The sequence below is a fragment of the Kitasatospora sp. NPDC058184 genome (genome assembly GCF_042883725.1).
GTDB lineage: Bacteria > Actinomycetota > Actinomycetes > Streptomycetales > Streptomycetaceae > Kitasatospora.
Genome location: NZ_JBHVVE010000044.1, coordinates 1 through 15,474 on the forward strand (window position 1 = coordinate 1; position 15,474 = coordinate 15,474).

13 protein-coding genes and 1 pseudogene are annotated in these 15,474 nt (G+C 75.6%); 3 read left to right on the forward strand and 11 right to left on the reverse strand.

What is annotated here, in order from left to right; all coding sequences use genetic code 11:
• Positions 1-174 precede the first annotated feature (174 nt).
• The 3 genes from ACFVXH_RS40930 to ACFVXH_RS40940 all read right to left on the reverse strand — a co-directional run bounded on the left by ACFVXH_RS40930 (position 175) and on the right by ACFVXH_RS40940 (position 4,039).
• Entirely contained in the window at positions 175-1,341 is a 1,167-nt protein-coding gene (locus tag ACFVXH_RS40930) for a glycosyltransferase family 4 protein (RefSeq protein ID WP_117492071.1), read from the reverse strand.
• Positions 1,342-1,518: 177 nt separating this feature from the next.
• Positions 1,519-3,252, reverse strand: a complete 1,734-nt coding sequence (gene recN / locus ACFVXH_RS40935; protein ID WP_198959457.1) for a DNA repair protein RecN — start codon at positions 3,250-3,252, stop codon at positions 1,519-1,521.
• 88 nt (positions 3,253-3,340) lie between these two features.
• Positions 3,341-4,039, reverse strand: coding sequence for a hypothetical protein (locus ACFVXH_RS40940; RefSeq protein ID WP_074004685.1), 699 nt, complete (start codon positions 4,037-4,039; stop codon positions 3,341-3,343).
• A gap of 131 nt (positions 4,040-4,170) precedes the next feature.
• On the opposite strand from ACFVXH_RS40940, the gene ACFVXH_RS40945 reads away from it, so the two are divergent.
• Complete coding sequence (locus ACFVXH_RS40945) at positions 4,171-5,670, forward strand: PLP-dependent aminotransferase family protein (RefSeq protein ID WP_375875572.1); 1,500 nt, start codon at positions 4,171-4,173, stop codon at positions 5,668-5,670.
• A gap of 119 nt (positions 5,671-5,789) precedes the next feature.
• On the opposite strand, the gene ACFVXH_RS40950 is transcribed toward ACFVXH_RS40945, so the two are convergent.
• From ACFVXH_RS40950 to ACFVXH_RS40965, 4 genes are all read right to left on the reverse strand, one after another.
• Positions 5,790-6,695, reverse strand: coding sequence for an NAD kinase (locus tag ACFVXH_RS40950; RefSeq protein ID WP_049654720.1), 906 nt, complete (start codon positions 6,693-6,695; stop codon positions 5,790-5,792).
• Positions 6,696-6,788: 93 nt separating this feature from the next.
• Positions 6,789-7,595, reverse strand: a complete 807-nt coding sequence (locus ACFVXH_RS40955) for a TlyA family RNA methyltransferase (protein ID WP_074004683.1) — start codon at positions 7,593-7,595, stop codon at positions 6,789-6,791.
• A gap of 36 nt (positions 7,596-7,631) precedes the next feature.
• Positions 7,632-7,874: a hypothetical protein gene (locus ACFVXH_RS40960; protein WP_074004682.1), complete on the reverse strand. Its 243-nt coding sequence runs from the start codon at positions 7,872-7,874 to the stop codon at positions 7,632-7,634.
• Positions 7,858-8,757, reverse strand: a complete 900-nt coding sequence (locus tag ACFVXH_RS40965) for a hypothetical protein (protein WP_387831209.1) — start codon at positions 8,755-8,757, stop codon at positions 7,858-7,860. The genes ACFVXH_RS40960 and ACFVXH_RS40965 overlap by 17 nt, the downstream gene beginning before the upstream one ends.
• Before the next feature lie 179 nt (positions 8,758-8,936).
• Here ACFVXH_RS40965 and ACFVXH_RS40970 point away from each other — a divergent pair, with 179 nt between their 5' ends.
• Complete coding sequence (locus ACFVXH_RS40970; RefSeq protein WP_049654726.1) at positions 8,937-9,284, forward strand: SCP2 sterol-binding domain-containing protein; 348 nt, start codon at positions 8,937-8,939, stop codon at positions 9,282-9,284.
• Between the two features lie 36 nt (positions 9,285-9,320).
• Here ACFVXH_RS40970 and ACFVXH_RS40975 read toward each other — a convergent pair whose 3' ends face one another.
• Together ACFVXH_RS40975 and ACFVXH_RS40980 are read right to left on the reverse strand one after the other, a co-directional pair.
• The gene (locus tag ACFVXH_RS40975) at positions 9,321-10,358 is read right to left on the reverse strand and encodes an HAD-IIA family hydrolase (RefSeq protein ID WP_049654729.1); all 1,038 of its coding nucleotides are present in this window, start codon (positions 10,356-10,358) and stop codon (positions 9,321-9,323) included.
• A 143-nt stretch (positions 10,359-10,501) separates the two neighbouring features.
• Positions 10,502-11,200 (reverse strand): tetratricopeptide repeat protein, encoded by a 699-nt coding sequence (locus ACFVXH_RS40980; RefSeq protein ID WP_387831210.1) that lies wholly within the window; start codon positions 11,198-11,200, stop codon positions 10,502-10,504.
• Positions 11,201-11,292: 92 nt separating this feature from the next.
• Between ACFVXH_RS40980 and ACFVXH_RS40985 the strand changes: the two genes are divergently transcribed.
• Positions 11,293-12,663 (forward strand): DUF1015 family protein, encoded by a 1,371-nt coding sequence (locus tag ACFVXH_RS40985; protein ID WP_082345921.1) that lies wholly within the window; start codon positions 11,293-11,295, stop codon positions 12,661-12,663.
• 119 nt (positions 12,664-12,782) lie between these two features.
• Here ACFVXH_RS40985 and ACFVXH_RS40990 read toward each other — a convergent pair whose 3' ends face one another.
• Positions 12,783-13,667 (reverse strand): hypothetical protein, encoded by an 885-nt coding sequence (locus tag ACFVXH_RS40990; RefSeq protein ID WP_375877814.1) that lies wholly within the window; start codon positions 13,665-13,667, stop codon positions 12,783-12,785.
• A 762-nt stretch (positions 13,668-14,429) separates the two neighbouring features.
• Positions 14,430-14,876, reverse strand: a pseudogene (locus tag ACFVXH_RS40995) (RNA helicase); the annotation flags it as partial.
• Positions 14,877-15,474: the final 598 nt, after the last annotated feature.

The window sequence follows — 15,474 nt, forward strand, 5'->3', positions numbered from 1 at the left end:
CTAGGGCCTGTCTTCAAACTCCCGTCTGCGGGGCGACGCCGGGGCACGCACCTCGCCGCGTTGTCGTCGGTCGCCAATGCTCCGCAGTGGCTCCCTCCTCCGCCTTGCGATGCACGCACCCCAACGCCGCCCCGCCCGCCCTGCGGGCGGACGACGGGAGTTTGAAGACAGGCCCTAGCCGCGCTGCACCAGCTCGTCGTAGGTGCTGAGCACCTGGGCGACGGTGGCGGCCTCGTCCGGCCAGGTGTCGGCCTGCTGCCGGCCGGCCGCCACCTGCCGCTCGCGGCGGGCCGGGTCGACCAGCAGGGCGCGCACCGCGCGGCCGAGCGCCGCCGGGTCGCCGGGGGGCACCAGCTCGGCGGCGTCCCCGACCAGTTCGGGGATGCCGCCGACGGCGGTGGCGACCACCGGCACGCCGGCCCGCATCGCCTCCTGCACCACCAGCGAGCGGGCCTCCCAGCGGCTGGGGACCACCACCACGTCGGCGGCGGCCAGCAGGTCGGGCACGTCCGTCCGGTAGCCGAGCAGCCGCACCGGCAGCTTCTCCGCGGCCGCCCGCTCGCGCAGCGCGCCCGCCTCCGGGCCGTCCCCGGCGAGCAGCACGAGCGGCTCCGGGTCCAGCGCGGACAGCTCCCGGGTGGCGTCCAGCAGCAGCCCGAAGGCCTTCTGCGGGACGAGCCGGCCGACCGCCAGCACCAGCGGACGGTCCGGGCCGTCGCCGAGCAGCGCGGCGCGCGCCTCGGCGCGGCCGAGCAGGCCCTCGGGCATCGGCGGCGCCGCGACCGGGCCCAGCCGGGCGTCGGTGGCGCCCAGTTCGCGGGCCCGGGCGACCAGGTCGGAGGAGGCGCCGAGGACCAGGTCGGCGGCGCGCGCCACCCGGCGCTCCATCAGCCGCTGCAGCCGGCGCTCCATGCCGGTGGCCAGCAGCGCGTGGTGCGAGGTGACCACCAGCGGGGTCTCGGGGCGCAGGCCCGGGAAGCGGCCCGCGGTGCGCAGCGCCAGGTCGGACAGCAGCCCGGCGCGCAGCCCGTGGGCGTGCACCACGTCGGCGCCGGTGAAGGCCCGGCGCAGCTCGCCGATCGCGGTGGCGTCGCTGCGGGCTCCCGCGGTGGGGGTGATGTCGACGGTGTGGAACCTGGCGCCCGTACGGGAGAAGCCGAACAGCGCGTCCGTGCCGGCCGGCGCGCAGACCGTGACGTTCACCCCGTGTGCGACCAGGCCCTGGGCCAGGGAGCGCACGTGCGCACCGATGCCGCCGGTGCTGGCGGCCAGGACGAGTACCACGTGCAGCTGCCCCGGTTCGGGGACGGCCGCGGTGGCCCGGGCGGCGGAATGGTCCACGTCGTCTCGCATCCGACTCGATCAGGTTCGCGCGCCGCTTCGCGAGGATTGCCCGCCCGGCGGCGCTCGGGGCTGGGAAGCCAGTGTCCAGCCGCCACGATGCCAGGTCGGCGGCCCTCTTGGACAGTCGGCGCCACGGGGGCGCGTCGCCGACGTCCGGGGGGCCGCCGGCCCCGGCTAGCGGCGGCGCGGGGCCCGGGCCGCGGCCAGCAGTTCCTCGGCGTGGGCGCGGCCCAGTTCCGAGTCCTCCAGGCCGGCCAGCATCCGGGAGAGTTCGCGCACCCGCTCCTCGTCGTTCAGCACCTTGACACCGCTGCGGGTCACGGTGCCGTCGTTGGTCTTCTCCACCACCAGGTGCCGGTCGGCGAACGCGGCGACCTGCGGGAGGTGGGTGACGACCACGACCTGGGCGGACTCGGCGAGCTTGGCCAGCCGGCGGCCGATCTCGACCGCGGCCTTGCCGCCGACGCCCGCGTCCACCTCGTCGAACAGGTAGGTGGGGACGGGGTCGGCGCCCGCGAAGACCACCTCGACGGCGAGCATCACGCGCGACAGCTCACCGCCGGAGGCGCCCTTGGCGATCGGGCGCGGCTGGGCGCCGGGGTGCGGGGCGAGCAGCACCTCGACCTCGTCCACGCCGTGCGGTCCGTACGCGACGGTGCGCCCGCCGACCTCGATCCCGGCCAGGTCGTCGACCTGGCCGATCGCGAAGGTCACCCGGGCGTGCGGCATGGCCAGTTCGGCGAGTTCGGCGGAGACCGCGTCGGCGAACCGCCCGGCCGCGGCGTACCGGGCCTGCGACACCTCGGCGGCCAGCTCGGCCAGCTCGGCCCGCAGCTCGCTCTCCCGGGCGCCGAGCTCGTCGATCCGGTCGTCGTCGCCGTCGAGCTCGGCGAGCCGCACCGCGCTGGCCTCGGCCCAGGCGATCACCTCGGCGAGCGAGTTCTCCTCGCCGCCGTACTTGCGCAGCAGCTGGGCCAGGACGGCCCGGCGGTCCTCGACGGCGGCCAGGCGCACCGGGTCGGCGTCCAGGTCGTCCGCGTAGCCGGCCAGGTCGCCGGCCACGTCGGCGAGCAGGTAGCCGACCTCGTTGAGGCGGTCGGCCAGGGCGGCCAGCCGCTCGTCGTGGTGGCGCACCGCGTCCAGGGCCCGGCGGGACTGGGCGAGCAGGGTGCCCGCGTCCAGCGCCTCCGGGTCGACCGGGTCGCCGGCCAGGGCGGCGTGGGCGAGGGTCGCGGCGGAGGACAGCGCGTCGGCGTGGCCGAGCCGCTCGGCCTCGGCGGCCAGCTCGGCGTCCTCGCCGGCCACCGGCTCGGCGGCGGCGATCTCGTCCAGGCCGAAGCGCAGCAGGTCGGCCTCCTGGGCGCGCTCGCGGGCCCGGGTGGTCAGCTCCTCCAGGGTCGCGGAGACCTCGCGCAGGACGCGGTAGGTCTCCCGGTAGCGGGCCAGCGGCCCGGCCACCGAGGCGCCCGCGTACCGGTCCAGCGCGCCGCGCTGGCGGGCCGGGCGCAGCAGGCGCTGCTGGTCGGTCTGGCCGTGCACGGCGATCAGGTCCTCGCCGAGTTCGGCGAGCAGCCCGACCGGGACGGACCGGCCGCCGACGTGCGCCCGGGAGCGGCCCTCGGCGGAGACGGTCCGGCTGATCAGCAACGCGCCGTCGTCCAGTTCGGCCCCGGCCTCGAGCGCGCGGACCGCCGCCGGGGAGCCGGGGGGCAGCTCCAGGCGGCCCTCCACGACGGCGCGTCCGGTGCCGTTGCGCACCAGGCCCGGGTCGGCGCGTCCCCCCAGCAGCAGGCCGAGGCTGGTCACGACCATGGTCTTCCCGGCGCCGGTCTCACCGGTCACGGCGGTGAAGCCGGGGGCGAGTTCGACCACCGCGTCGTCGATGACCCCAAGATCCCGTATCCGCATCTCGTCCAACACGGAGACGACCTTACGAGGTTCCGCCCCCGGCGCGCGACGAGCGACAACGGCGCGCGGCAACTCCGTGCCCGGAAGTTCATCCCTTCCGGGCGTCCTCGGCGGGCACCGGGACGGTGCACCAGGGCAGCAGGAGCTGCACCAGCGGGCCGATGGCCAGCGCGTACGCGACGGTGCCGGCCCCGGCGGTGCCGCCGAGCAGCAGCCCGGCGGTGAGGACCGTCACCTCGATGCCGGTGCGGATCAGCCGCAGCGAGCGGCCGGTGCGCCGGTGCAGGCCGGTCATCAGGCCGTCGCGCGGGCCGGGGCCGAGCCGGGCGCCGATGTAGAGGCCGCTGGCCAGGCCGTTGAGGGCGATCGCCGCGGCCGTCAGCGCGATCCTGGCGGGCAGGGCGCCGGGGCCGTCGACGACCCGCAGGGTGAGGTCCATGGCCGCGCCGATCACCAGCACGTTGGCGACGGTGCCCAGGCCCGGGCGCTGGCGCAGCGGGATCCACAGCAGCAGGACGAGGGCGCCGCAGATCGTCACCCAGGTGCCGACCGAGAGGCCGATGGTGCGCTGCAGGCCCTGGTGCAGGACGTCCCAGGGGTCGAGGCCGAGGCCGGCGCGGAGCATCAGCGCCATGCTCACGCCGTACAGGGCGAGGCCGACGAACAGCTGCGGTATCCGGCGGCCGAGGGCGTGGGTGTCGCCGAACACCCGGACGGCGAGCGTCCGCCCGGCGGCCGGTCCGGGTCTGGTGGGGGTGGCTGATCCTGGTGTGGTCGTGGTGGCCAAGGCCTGCTCCTGCGGTGGTGCTGCACCACCGGGGCGCCCGGTGGTGGCGGCCGGCATGGCCGCCCTGCCATGATGGCCAGTCCAAAGCTGCCCGCTCCAGGGCCAATCCCGAGCAAGTGGACTTTTCAGCCATGGTCGACTGGCACACCACCGTCACCCCGCCCGCACTCGCGCGGCTGCTCACCACCGCCCGGCTCCCCGAGCCGGCCGCCGCCCGCCGCCCCGCCTACCGCACCCTGGCCGGACAGATCCGGCTGCTGGTCACCGAGGGCCGGCTGCCGGTCGGCGCCCGGCTGCCCGCCGAACGCGAGCTGGCCACCGCACTGGCGATGAGCCGCACCACCGTCGCCACCGCGTACGAGACCCTGCGCGGCGACGGCTACCTGCGCAGCCGGCGCGGCGCGGGCAGCTGGACCGCCCTGCCCGAGGGCGCGCCGCCGCCCGGCGAGGCCCTGCACCCCGTCCCGCCGGACGAGCAGGGCCGCATCCTCGACCTCGGCGTCGCCGCCCCGCCCGCCCCCCAGCCCTGGGTCGGCCAGGCCGCCGCCCGGGCCGTCGAACAGCTGCCGTACTACGCCGCCGGGCATGGCCACTACCCCACCGGCGTCCCGGTGCTGCGCGAGGCCGTCGCCCGCCGCTTCACCGAGCGCGGACTGCCCACCACCCCCGACCAGATCCTGATCACCACCGGCGCGATGGGCGGCCTGCACCTGCTCCAGCGGGCGCTGGTCGGCCGCGGCGACCGGGTCGCCGTCGAGGCGCCCAGCTACGCCCACACCCTCCAGGCGCTGCGGCTGGCCGGCGCCCGCCTGGTCCCGGTGCCGTACACCTGGACGCCGCGGCCCACCTGGGACCTCGACGAGTGGCGGCGGGTGCTGCGCGGGGCCGGCCCCCGGGTCGCGTACGTGATCCCGGACTTCCACAACCCGACCGGCGCGCTGATCGACGAGGAGCAGCGCCGCGAACTGCTGGCCGCCGCCAGGGCCGCCGGGAGCATCGTGCTGGCCGACGAGACCACCGCCGAACTCGGCTGGGGCGTACCGCCGTCCACGCCGCTGCCGCGCCCGACGGCGGCCCTGGACCGCGCCGCCCAGGTGGTCACCGTCGGCTCGGCGGGCAAGCTGCTCTGGGGCGGCCTGCGGATCGGCTGGGTCCGGGCCGCGCCCGCGCTGGTACGCCGGCTGGCCACCGAGCGGGTCTACAGCGACGTCGGCACCCCGGTGCTGGACCAGCTGATCGCCGCCGAGCTGCTGGGCGATCCGCTGCCCGACGTGCGGGAGCATCAGCTGACCCGGCTGCGGGCCACCGCGCGGGCCTTCGCCGCCGCCCTGCCCGAACGGCTGCCCGGGTGGAGCTTCACCATGCCGTCGGGCGGGCTCTCACTGTGGGTCTCCACCGACGGCCTGTCCGGCGCGGCGCTGGCCCGGGCCGGGGAGCGCAGCGGGGTGCGGATCGCCTCCGGCAACCGCTTCGGTTCGGACGGCGCCTTCGAGCACCACATCCGCCTCCCGGTCACCGTGCCCGCCGCGACCGTCCCCGCCGCCGTCGAACGCCTCGCCGACCTGGCCGCCCAGGCAGCGGCCGGCGGACGCCTCGAACCGGCGGACGAGTCCCAGCCGCTGGCGGTCTGACGGCCGCGCGGCGGGGCAAGTCCCTTGGCGCGCGGGAACTTTGGCGCGTTCGCGCGGGCCGCGGCCGGACGAACCGCGTCTGTACGGGCCGCGGTCGGCCGTGCCGCGGCCGACCGCGGCTACTGGTGGTCGGCCCGGCCGCGCCAACCCGTCACCGGCAGCGCGAACTTGGCCACCAGCCGGTCGGTGAACGGCGCCCGGTGCAGTCTGGCCAGCCGCACCGGCGTCCGGCCCCGGCGGACCTCCACCCGCGCCCCGGCGGGCAGTTCGACCGAACGCCGCCCGTCGCACCAGAGCACCCCGTGCGGGGTCTTGGGCTGCACCTCGACCGCCAGCACCGACTCCGGCGAGGTCACCAGCGGGCGGGCGAACAGCGCGTGCGCGGAGATCGGCACCATCAGCAGCGCCTCCACCTCCGGCCACACCACCGGCCCGCCGCCGGAGAACGCGTACGCGGTGGACCCGGTCGGCGTCGCGCACACCACGCCGTCGCAGCCGAAGTTGGAGACCGGACGGCCGTCCACCTCGGTCACCACCTCCAGCATCCGCTCCCGGGACGCCTTCTCGATCGAGGCCTCGTTCAGCGCCCAGTCCTCGTGCACCACGTCGCCGTTGGTGCGGACGATGACGTCGATCGTCATCCGCTCCTCGACCTCGTAGTCGGCGTCGACCACCCGCTCGACGACCACGGCCAGGTCGTCCCGCTCGGCCTCGGCGAGGAAGCCCACCCGGCCCAGGTTGATCCCGAGCATCGGCAGCCCGTGGGAGCGCGCCAGCTCCGCCCCGCGCAGCAGCGTCCCGTCCCCGCCGGCCACCAGGATCAGCTCGCAGCCGTCCGCCGCCCCGGGGCCCTCGGTGACCTTCTCGACGCCCTCCGGCAGGTCCAGGTCCACCGCCTCGGCTTCCAGCAGTCTGATCCGGAGCCCCACCTTCAGCAGCCCGTGCACCAGGGCCTCGACGCTGCGCAGCGCCGTCTCCCGGCCGGTGTGCGCGATCAGGAAGACCGTACGTTCTTCATCGCTCATGCCGCTGCCCTCTCCCTAACGCCTGCCGGGTCGCCCTTGGTCCCGGGGCGGCCGCGCCATACGACATGACGGGCCGGACGCTCGCAAGGCACCCTACCGGGGCCCCTCCGCCACGGCCCGGTCCGCGTCCGCGGGGTCCAGCCGCGGAGCGTCACGGCGCAGCCAGAGGAAGTACTCGACGTTGCCGGACGGCCCCGGCAGGGGGCTCGCGGTGACCGCGCGCACGCCCAGCCCGAGCTCCCACGCCTGCCCCGCGACCTGGCGCACCATCTCGGCGCGCAGCTGCGGGCTGCGCACCACCCCGCCGCTGCCCAGCCGCTCCTTGCCGATCTCGAACTGGGGCTTGACCATCAGCACCAGGTCCGCGTCCTCGGCCGCGCAGGAGGCGAGGGCCGGGAGCACCAGGCCGAGCGAGATGAACGACAGGTCGCCCACCACCAGGTCGACCCGGGTGCCGCCGATCAGCTCCGGCGTCAGCTCGCGCACATTGGTGCGGTCCATCACGGTGACCCGCTCGTCGCTCTGCAGCGACCAGGCGAGCTGCCCGTAGCCGACGTCCACCGCCAGCACGTGCGCGGCCCCGGCCCGCAGCAGCACGTCGGTGAACCCGCCGGTGGACGCGCCCGCGTCCAGCGCCCGGCGGCCCTCGACGACCAGGCCCTGCGGCACGAAGGCCGCGAACGCGCCGGCGAGCTTGTGGCCGCCGCGCGAGACGTAGTCGGGGTCGTTCTCGTCCTTCGCCACCACGACCGCCGCCGAGGTCTCCACCTGGGTGGCCGGCTTGGTCGCGGTGGCGCCGCCGACCGTCACCCGGCCGGCGGCGATCAGCTCGGACGCGTGCTCACGCGATCGGGCCAGCTTGCGGCGGACCAATTCCGCGTCGAGTCGACGTCGTGCCACTGCCACTGGTGTTTCAGCTCCTACGGATCCTGCGGGTCATTCCTGGTCGAGCGCGGCCAGTGTGTCGACGAGCCGCTGGTGAACATCTTCGTACACCGCGACGTGTGCCTCGGCGGGGACCCCGTCCAGGGCCTCCAGCCGGGCCAGTCCGGCGTCCACCCCGGGGTGGCCGGTGGGGAGCAGCTCGACGCCGAGCGGCTCGGCGGGGAGCACCGCGTCGAGCGGTGCTGGCGGCCCGGCGTGCCGGACGGACCGGGGCGGTTCACTCGTCTCGGGCATCGGGCTTCTTCGCGTCGTCGGACTTCTTCGGGTCGCCGGGCTTCTTCGTGCTGGTGGCCTTGCGGACGGTGGTCTTCCTGGTCGCCGCACGCTTCGCGGGCGTCCCGGGCTCGGTTCCGGCCTCGGCCTGCCGGGGGGTGGCGGACTTCTTGACGGTCGTCGTCCGCTTCGCGGCGGCCTTCCCGGCCTGCGTCGTCTTGGCCGACGTCTTCTTCGCCGGGGTGGCCTTCTTCACCTCGGTGGGCTTCTTCGCCGTGCTCTTCTCGGCGGCGGCCTTCCCGGCAGAGCTCTTCCCGGCGGTGCTCTCCTCCGCCGCGGGCTCCTCCCGCGGGGCCGGGGCGACCGCGGACACCCGCGGGACGGACGAAACGGGCGGGACCGGCGGGTCGACCTCGACCGGCTCGTCCACCTCCACCCGCTCGGCGACTATCGGCTCACCCACCGTCCGGGCGGCCGACCGCTCCTCCTCGGCCTCCCACCCGCGCCCGAAGAGGTCGCCGGCCCGCGGCGCCGGCACCGGCTCCTCGGCCCCGTACGCCCCCGGCCCGGCCGCGGCCGCCGGCGCCTCCTCCTCGACCTCGCGCAGCTTGGTCTCCAGGTACGCCAGCACCACGCCGACCTTGGTCACCTGGTCGCCGACCCTCTCGAAGACCTTCTCCGCCTCGTTGCGCGCCACGCCGACGGCCAGGTCCACCCCGGCCCGCCCGGCGGTGACCGCCTCCCCGGCGAGGGTCTGCAGGGTCTCCACCGACGGCGGGAACTGGCCGCCCAGCCTGCGCTCGACCCTGGCGACGTCGACCCCGGCCTTCTCCAGGATCGAGCTCGCCGTCCCGACGACCAGCTTGCCGACCTCCTCGACCACGCCGGCGGCGGTCTCCACCACTCCCCGAACCGTCCTCGGCAGCATCCGGGTGCCTCCCAATCGCCTCTGGGCGTCGCTCCGTCGCCCTCAGTACCCGGGCGCCGTTCCGGGCACCCCACCGACGACGCTACCGCCAAAACCCGCCTGAGGTACCGTGGCCCGCAGTCAGCACCGTAGCGACCGGGGGAGGGAGCCGGCCCGTGGCGAACGCCGAGGAGTGCCGGGAGGCGCTGGAGCAGCTCAGCCGGAACATGACGAAGTCCACCGGCGACGTCCGCAAGGCCGCGGCCCTCGACCGCTCGCTCAGCTGCCGGATCACCGACCTCGACCTGACCTTCACCGGGCGGCTGCGCGACGGCCGGATCCAGGACGTGGTGGTGGCCCCCGGCGCCCCGGCCGGGAAGGCGGAGATCCGGCTCACCATGAGCAGCGACGACCTGGTCGCGCTGGTCGGCGGGCGGCTCAACTTCGCCTCCGCATGGGCGAGCGGCCGGGTCAGGCTGGAGGCGGGCTTCCGCGACCTGCTGCGGCTGCGCACCCTGCTCTGACCCCGGCCGCCGTACCCGCCGACCGCCGGGCCGTCCTCAGAACCCCAGGTCGGCCAGCGCCTTCCGGCCGTCCACCGGCGCGCCGCCCGCGTCCAGCACCGTCCACGCGGCCGCGCACAGCGCCCGCAGGCCGTCCCAGCGGTCCCCGGCCCCGGACAGCCGCAGCACCCCGGCCTCGACGCCCGCGACCCAGCCGCCGCACCCGAAGCCGCCGTCCACCGGCGTCACCGCCGGGTGCGGGACGAGCAGTCCGCGCAGGTCCGCCGCCAGGTAGGTCGGCCGGTGCTCGACCGGGGCCGCCAGCAGCAGCTCCGGGGTGGTCACGCCGGTGAACACCAGCAGGCTGTCCACCCCGCCGTTGAACGCGCCCTCGATGTCGGTGTCCAGCCGGTCCCCGACCACCAGCGGCCGCTCCGCGCCGGTGCGCAGCACGGTCTCCCGGTGCATCGGCGGCAGCGGCTTGCCCGCCACCTCCGGCTCCACCCCGGTCGCCGCCCGCACGGCCGCCACCAGGGTGCCGTTGCCGGGCGCGATGCCGCGGGCCCTCGGCACCGTCAGGTCCAGGTTGGACGCCACCCAGGGCAGGCCGCTCTGCACCGCGTACGCGGCCTCCGCGAGGTCCGTCCACCCCACCGAGGGGTCGAAGCCCTGGACCACCGCGAGCGGCCCGTCGGCCAGCGAGCGGACCGCGACCAGCCCCAGCTCGGCCAGCGCCTCCTCCAGCCCGAGACCGCCCACCACCAGCACCTTCGAGCCGGCCGGCACCTTCTCGGCGACCAGCCGGGCGGCGGCCTGGGCCGAGTTGATCACGTCGGCCGGCTCGGCCGGGACGCCCAGCTCGGTCAGGTGCTCGGCGACCACCCGCGGCGGGCGGGAGGCGTTGTTGGTCACGTACGCGAGCCGCATTCCGGCCGTCCGGGCCGCGTCCAGGGCGTCCACCGCGTGCTCGATCGCGTGCGCGCCGGCGTAGACCACGCCGTCCAGGTCGAGCAGCGCGGTGTCGTACGCGTCGGTCAGCGGCCGCTCGCTGCCTCCGGGGGCGGTCCGTCGCACGGGGGTGGCCGTCTCGGTCATGGCTGCGCTACCTCATTCACTGCGTCGTCGTTCACTGCGTCGTCCGTGTCGCACGTCCTCGTGCGTCAGGGTGTCAGGGCGTCCGGTACGGCCTCCGGCCCGGCGCCTCGTACCGCGTCCGGCCGGGTCGCGGCGCCCACCGGTCAGGCGCCGCCGTCGGCACCGGCGGTGCCCGCCGTTCCGCCGGCCGGGCCCTCGGCGCCCGCCGGGGGCTCCACGTACCCGGGGGCTCCCGGCAGCAGCGGGCCGTACGCCCCGGCGCGGGCCGCCAGGGTCGCCCTGGTCTGCCGCAACGCCTGCCGGTAGTGGTCGGACTCCGGCCGCATCGCCACGGCCAGCGCCAGGTGCTCGGCGGAGGTCTCGAAGTCGCCCAGCCGGGCCGCCGAGACGCCCCATCCGAACTGAGCGTAGTCGTCCGCCGGATCCGCGAGCGCCACGGCACGGAAGTTCGCCAGCGCCGCCGCGTACGAGCCCGCGTCGAACTGGGCCCGCGCCAGCGCCTCCCGGATGCTGCGCGAGTGCGGCTCGGCCGCCACCGCCCGGGCGAGCAGCTGCTCGGCGGCCGCCGGATGCCCCTGCGCCAGCAGCTGGGCGCCCCGGCGGAACCAGTCGTAGACGTCCCCGGTGGGCTCCCCGGAGCGGCTCTGCCGCGGCACCCCGCCGGTCTCCGTACCCGCCTCCGAGCCGCCCTCCGAACCGACCGGCACCGCACCGGCCGTCGAACCGTCGCCCGGCACGCGGCCCGGCACGCCGTCGGCCGGAGCGTCCCCGCGGGTGGCACCGACCGGCCCGCCCGACTCGGCCGGGCCGCCGCCGTCCACCCGTTCCTGCCCGTCGTCCATGCCGTACCTCGCCCTCGGTCGCACACCCGCCCCACAGATCGGCACGGGTATTCCGATCTCTCAACAACGCGTACCCGGTTACGATGCCCAGAATGAGCACACCCAGTGCAGAAGACGGAGTCGAGACTCCCGAGGGCGGCCCCGGCGATCCCGGGCACGTCGCCACCGCCGGCCTGTCCCTGTCCCCCTTCCGCGGCCTGCGCTACGTCCCCGACCGGGTCGGCACCCTGGCCGCCGTGACGTCCCCGCCGTACGACGTCGTGGACCCGGGCCGCCGGCTCGACCTGGAGACCGCCGACCCGCACAACGTGGTCCGGCTGATCCTGCCCAGGCCCGAGCCCGAGGACGCCGGCGACCGCCCCGACCGCGACACCCGCTACCGGCACGCCGCCCGGCTGCTGGCCGCCTGGCAGCGCGAGGGCGTCCTGGCCGCCGACCCCGAGCCCGCGATCTACGTCTACGAGCAGCGGCTCCCGGCCACCGCCGACTCCCCCGAGCTGCTCCAGCGCGGCCTGATCGGCGCCCTCGCGGTGAGCGGCCGCGAGGGCGGCGTGGTGCTCCCGCACGAGGACGTGATGCCCCGGCCGGTCGCCGACCGGGTCGGCCTGATGCGCACCACCCGGGCCAACCTGGAACCGCTGCTGCTCACCTACCGGGGCGGCGGCGGCGCCTCCGGCGTGATCGAGCGGACGGTCGAACGCGAGCCGCTGCTCTCCACCGCCACCAGCGACGGCACCCACCACCGCCTGTGGGCGGTCACCGCCCCGGCCGAGATCGCCGAGATCAGCCGCGACCTGGCCACCTGCCGGGCGCTGATCGCCGACGGCCACCACCGCTGGGAGATGTACCTCCGCCTCCAGCGCGAGCACCGCCACCTGCCGCGCAGCCCCTGGGACCGCGGCATGGTGCTCCTGGTGGACACCGCCCGCTACCCGCTGCGGGTCCGTGCCATCCATCGCGTGCTGTACCGGCTGCCGGTGGCCGAGGCGCTGGAGCGGCTCGGCGACCAGTGGAAGGTCAAGGAGGTCCCCGGGCCGCTGTCCGCCGCGCTCCAGGCCCTCGCCGAGCAGAAGCGGCACGGCGGCAACGGCTTCGTCCTGACCGGCGGCGACGGCGTCTACTGGCTGCTCGGCGAGCCCGAGGAGTCCCTGCTCGACGCCACCGTGCCGCACGGCCGGCCCGAGGAGTGGCGCCACCTGGACGCCACCGTCCTGCACGCCACCCTGCTGGACCGCACCTGGCACGTCCCCGACGGCCCGGACGACATCGGCTACCTGCACACCGCCGTGGCCGCCGAACAGGAGGCCGCGCGCACCGGCGGCACCGCCGTCCTGCTGCACCCGGTCCGGGAGTCCGTGGTACGACGGCTGGCCGAGCAGGGCGTCACCATGCCGCGCAAGTCCACCTCCTTCGGGCCGAAGCCGGCCACCGGGCTGGTGCTGCGCAACCTCGCGCTGGGCTGACACCGCCCGGGGCTGACACCTCGGCCGGACCGAACACGGGCCGGAACGCCGTGAGGCCCTGCCGTTCCCGGAGTTTCCCGGGGAACGGCAGGGCCTCACGGCGTTTGCCTGGGAGCTGCTCAGCTCTTGTCGGCGTCGGCGTCGGCCTTGGCGGCCTTCGACTCCTCGGCCTCGGCGGCCTCGGCCTGCTGGGCGCGCTCGGGGACGACGCCGTCGAAGTCGTCGTCGATCTCGAGGTCGTCCTCGTCGTAGAACTCCTCGACGTCCTCCTCGTCCTCGAAGATCACGCGGTCCTCGGAGTGGTCGCCGCCACCGCGCTTCTTCTGCACCGGGGCGTCCGTCGACTCGGCCTCGTCCTCGGCCAGCTCCGGGTCGAGCGTGTCGGTGAACTCCACGCCGTCGATCTCGGCCAGCCGCTCCGAGGCGTTGGTGGTGCCGTCGGTGTCGGCCTCGGCGGCCTTGGCGAACCAGTCACGGGCCTCGTCGGCCCGGCCGGCCGCGATCAGGGCCTCGGCGTAGGCGTACCGCAGGCGCGCGGTCCACGGCTGAACGGAGTTGGAGGCAAGCTCCGGGCTCTGCAGCGTCACCACGGCGGCGTCGAACTGCTCCATGTCGGCGCGGGCACCGGCCGCCACCAGGCGCATCTCGACCTGGCCGGCCTTGTCCAGCTGCTTCACCTCGGGCTCGCCGGCCATCGCCAGCGCCCGCTCCGGACGGCCCAGACCGCGCTCGCAGTCGGCCATCACGGGCCACAGGTCCGCCCGGCCGGTCATCCGACGGGCGGCGCGGAACTCGGTCAGCGCCTCGGAGTAGCGCTGCGTCATGTACGAGGCGAAACCGGCCGCCTCACGGACGGCCGCCACGCGGGAGGCCAGACGGAGCGCGATGCGCGAGTACTGGTAGGCCTCCTCCGCCTCGCCGTCGAGCAGGCGGGCCACCATCACCAGGTTGCGGGCGACGTCGTCCGCGAGGGTCTTGGGCAGGCTCTTGAGCTCCTGGCGCACGTCCGCGTCCAGCTCGTAGCCGGTGACGTCCTCCGGGATCGGCAGACGCTTGACGGGCTCGTAGTTGCCCCGGCGGTCGTCGTACTCCCGGCGGTCGCCGCCGCGCTCGTCCCGGTCACGGCGGTAGCCGCCACCCGACGGGCGGTCGTCACGGCGGAAGCCGCCGCGGTCGCCACCACGGTCGTCGCGGCGGAAGCCGCCACGGTCGCCACCGCGGTCATCGCGGTTGAAGCCACCGGAGGGGCGGTCGTCACGGCGGAAGCCACCGCCGGCCGGACGGTCGCCACGGTCGCGGTTGAAACCGCCACCCGACGGACGGTCGTCACGACGCGGACGGTCGTCACGGTCGTCACGACGGAAACCACTCGGGCGGTCGTCACGGCGGAAACCACCGCGGTCGCCGCCGCGGTCATCGCGGTTGAAGCCGCCGGACGGGCGGTCGTCACGGCGGAAGCCGCCACGGTCGCCGCCGCGGTCGTCACGGTTGAAGCCACCCGAGGGGCGGTCATCGCGGCGGAAGCCACCGCCGGCCGGACGGTCACCACGGTCGCGGTTGAAACCGCCACCCGACGGACGGTCGTCACGACGCGGACGGTCGTCACGGTCGTCACGACGGAAACCGCTCGGGCGGTCGTCACGACGGAAGCCACCGCGGTCGCCACCGCGGTCGTCACGGTTGAAGCCACCCGAGGGGCGGTCGTCACGGCGGAAGCCACCGCCGGCCGGACGGTCACCACGGTCGCGGTTGAAACCGCCACCCGACGGACGGTCATCGCGACGGAAACCGCCACGGTCGCCGCCACGGTCATCGCGGTTGAAACCGCCGGAGGGGCGGTCGTCACGACGCGGACGGTCGTCACGGTCGTCCCGACGGAAACCACCGGACGGGCGGTCATCGCGGCGGAAGCCGCCACCGGAGGGGCGGTCGTCACGGCGGAAACCGCCGCCGGAGGGGCGGTCGTCACGGCGGAAGCCACCGCCGGCCGGACGGTCACCACGGTCGCGGTTGAAACCGCCACCCGACGGACGGTCGTCACGACGGAAACCGCCACGGTCGCCACCACGGTCGTCACGGTTGAAACCACCCGAGGGGCGGTCGTCACGGCGGAAGCCACCGCCGGCCGGACGGTCGCCACGGTCGCGGTTGAAACCGCCACCCGACGGACGGTCATCGCGACGGAAACCACCGCGCTCGCCGCCACGGTCGTCACGGTTGAAACCGCCCGACGGACGGTCGCCGCGGTCGCGGTTGTACCCGCCGGTGGGGCGGTCGTCACGGCGGAAGCCGCCACGGTCGCCACCGCGGTCGTCGCGGTCGCGGCCGTACCCGCCGCCCGACGGACGGTCGTCACGACGCGGACGGTCGTCACGGTCGTCGCGACGGTAGCCGCCGGAGGGGCGGTCATCGCGGCGGAAGCCACCGCGGTCGCCGCCACGGTCGTTGGACCAGCCCCCGCGGGACCGGGGCTCGTAGCCTCGGCCGTCGTCCGATCGACGCTCGGGACGGTCCTGGGGCTGGTTCGACATCGTGGTGACTCCTTCTGCTGCTTCAGCTACACCGCGGGCGGAGCATACGACTCCACCACCGCCACGCGGCTTCGACGCCGGCCTGCTGGCCCGCGTACCTTCTCCATTGTCCGACATGCCGGGACCCTCCGCGTCTGGGCGGAAGTCCCGCTTTTGCCGATCTTCTTCACGTTCGCAAAACACAAAAAGGCCGCGGCCCCAGCGAGTCGCTGGGGCCGCGGCCTTGAATAATTGTTCGGCGGCGTCCTACTCTCCCACAGGGTCCCCCCTGCAGTACCAT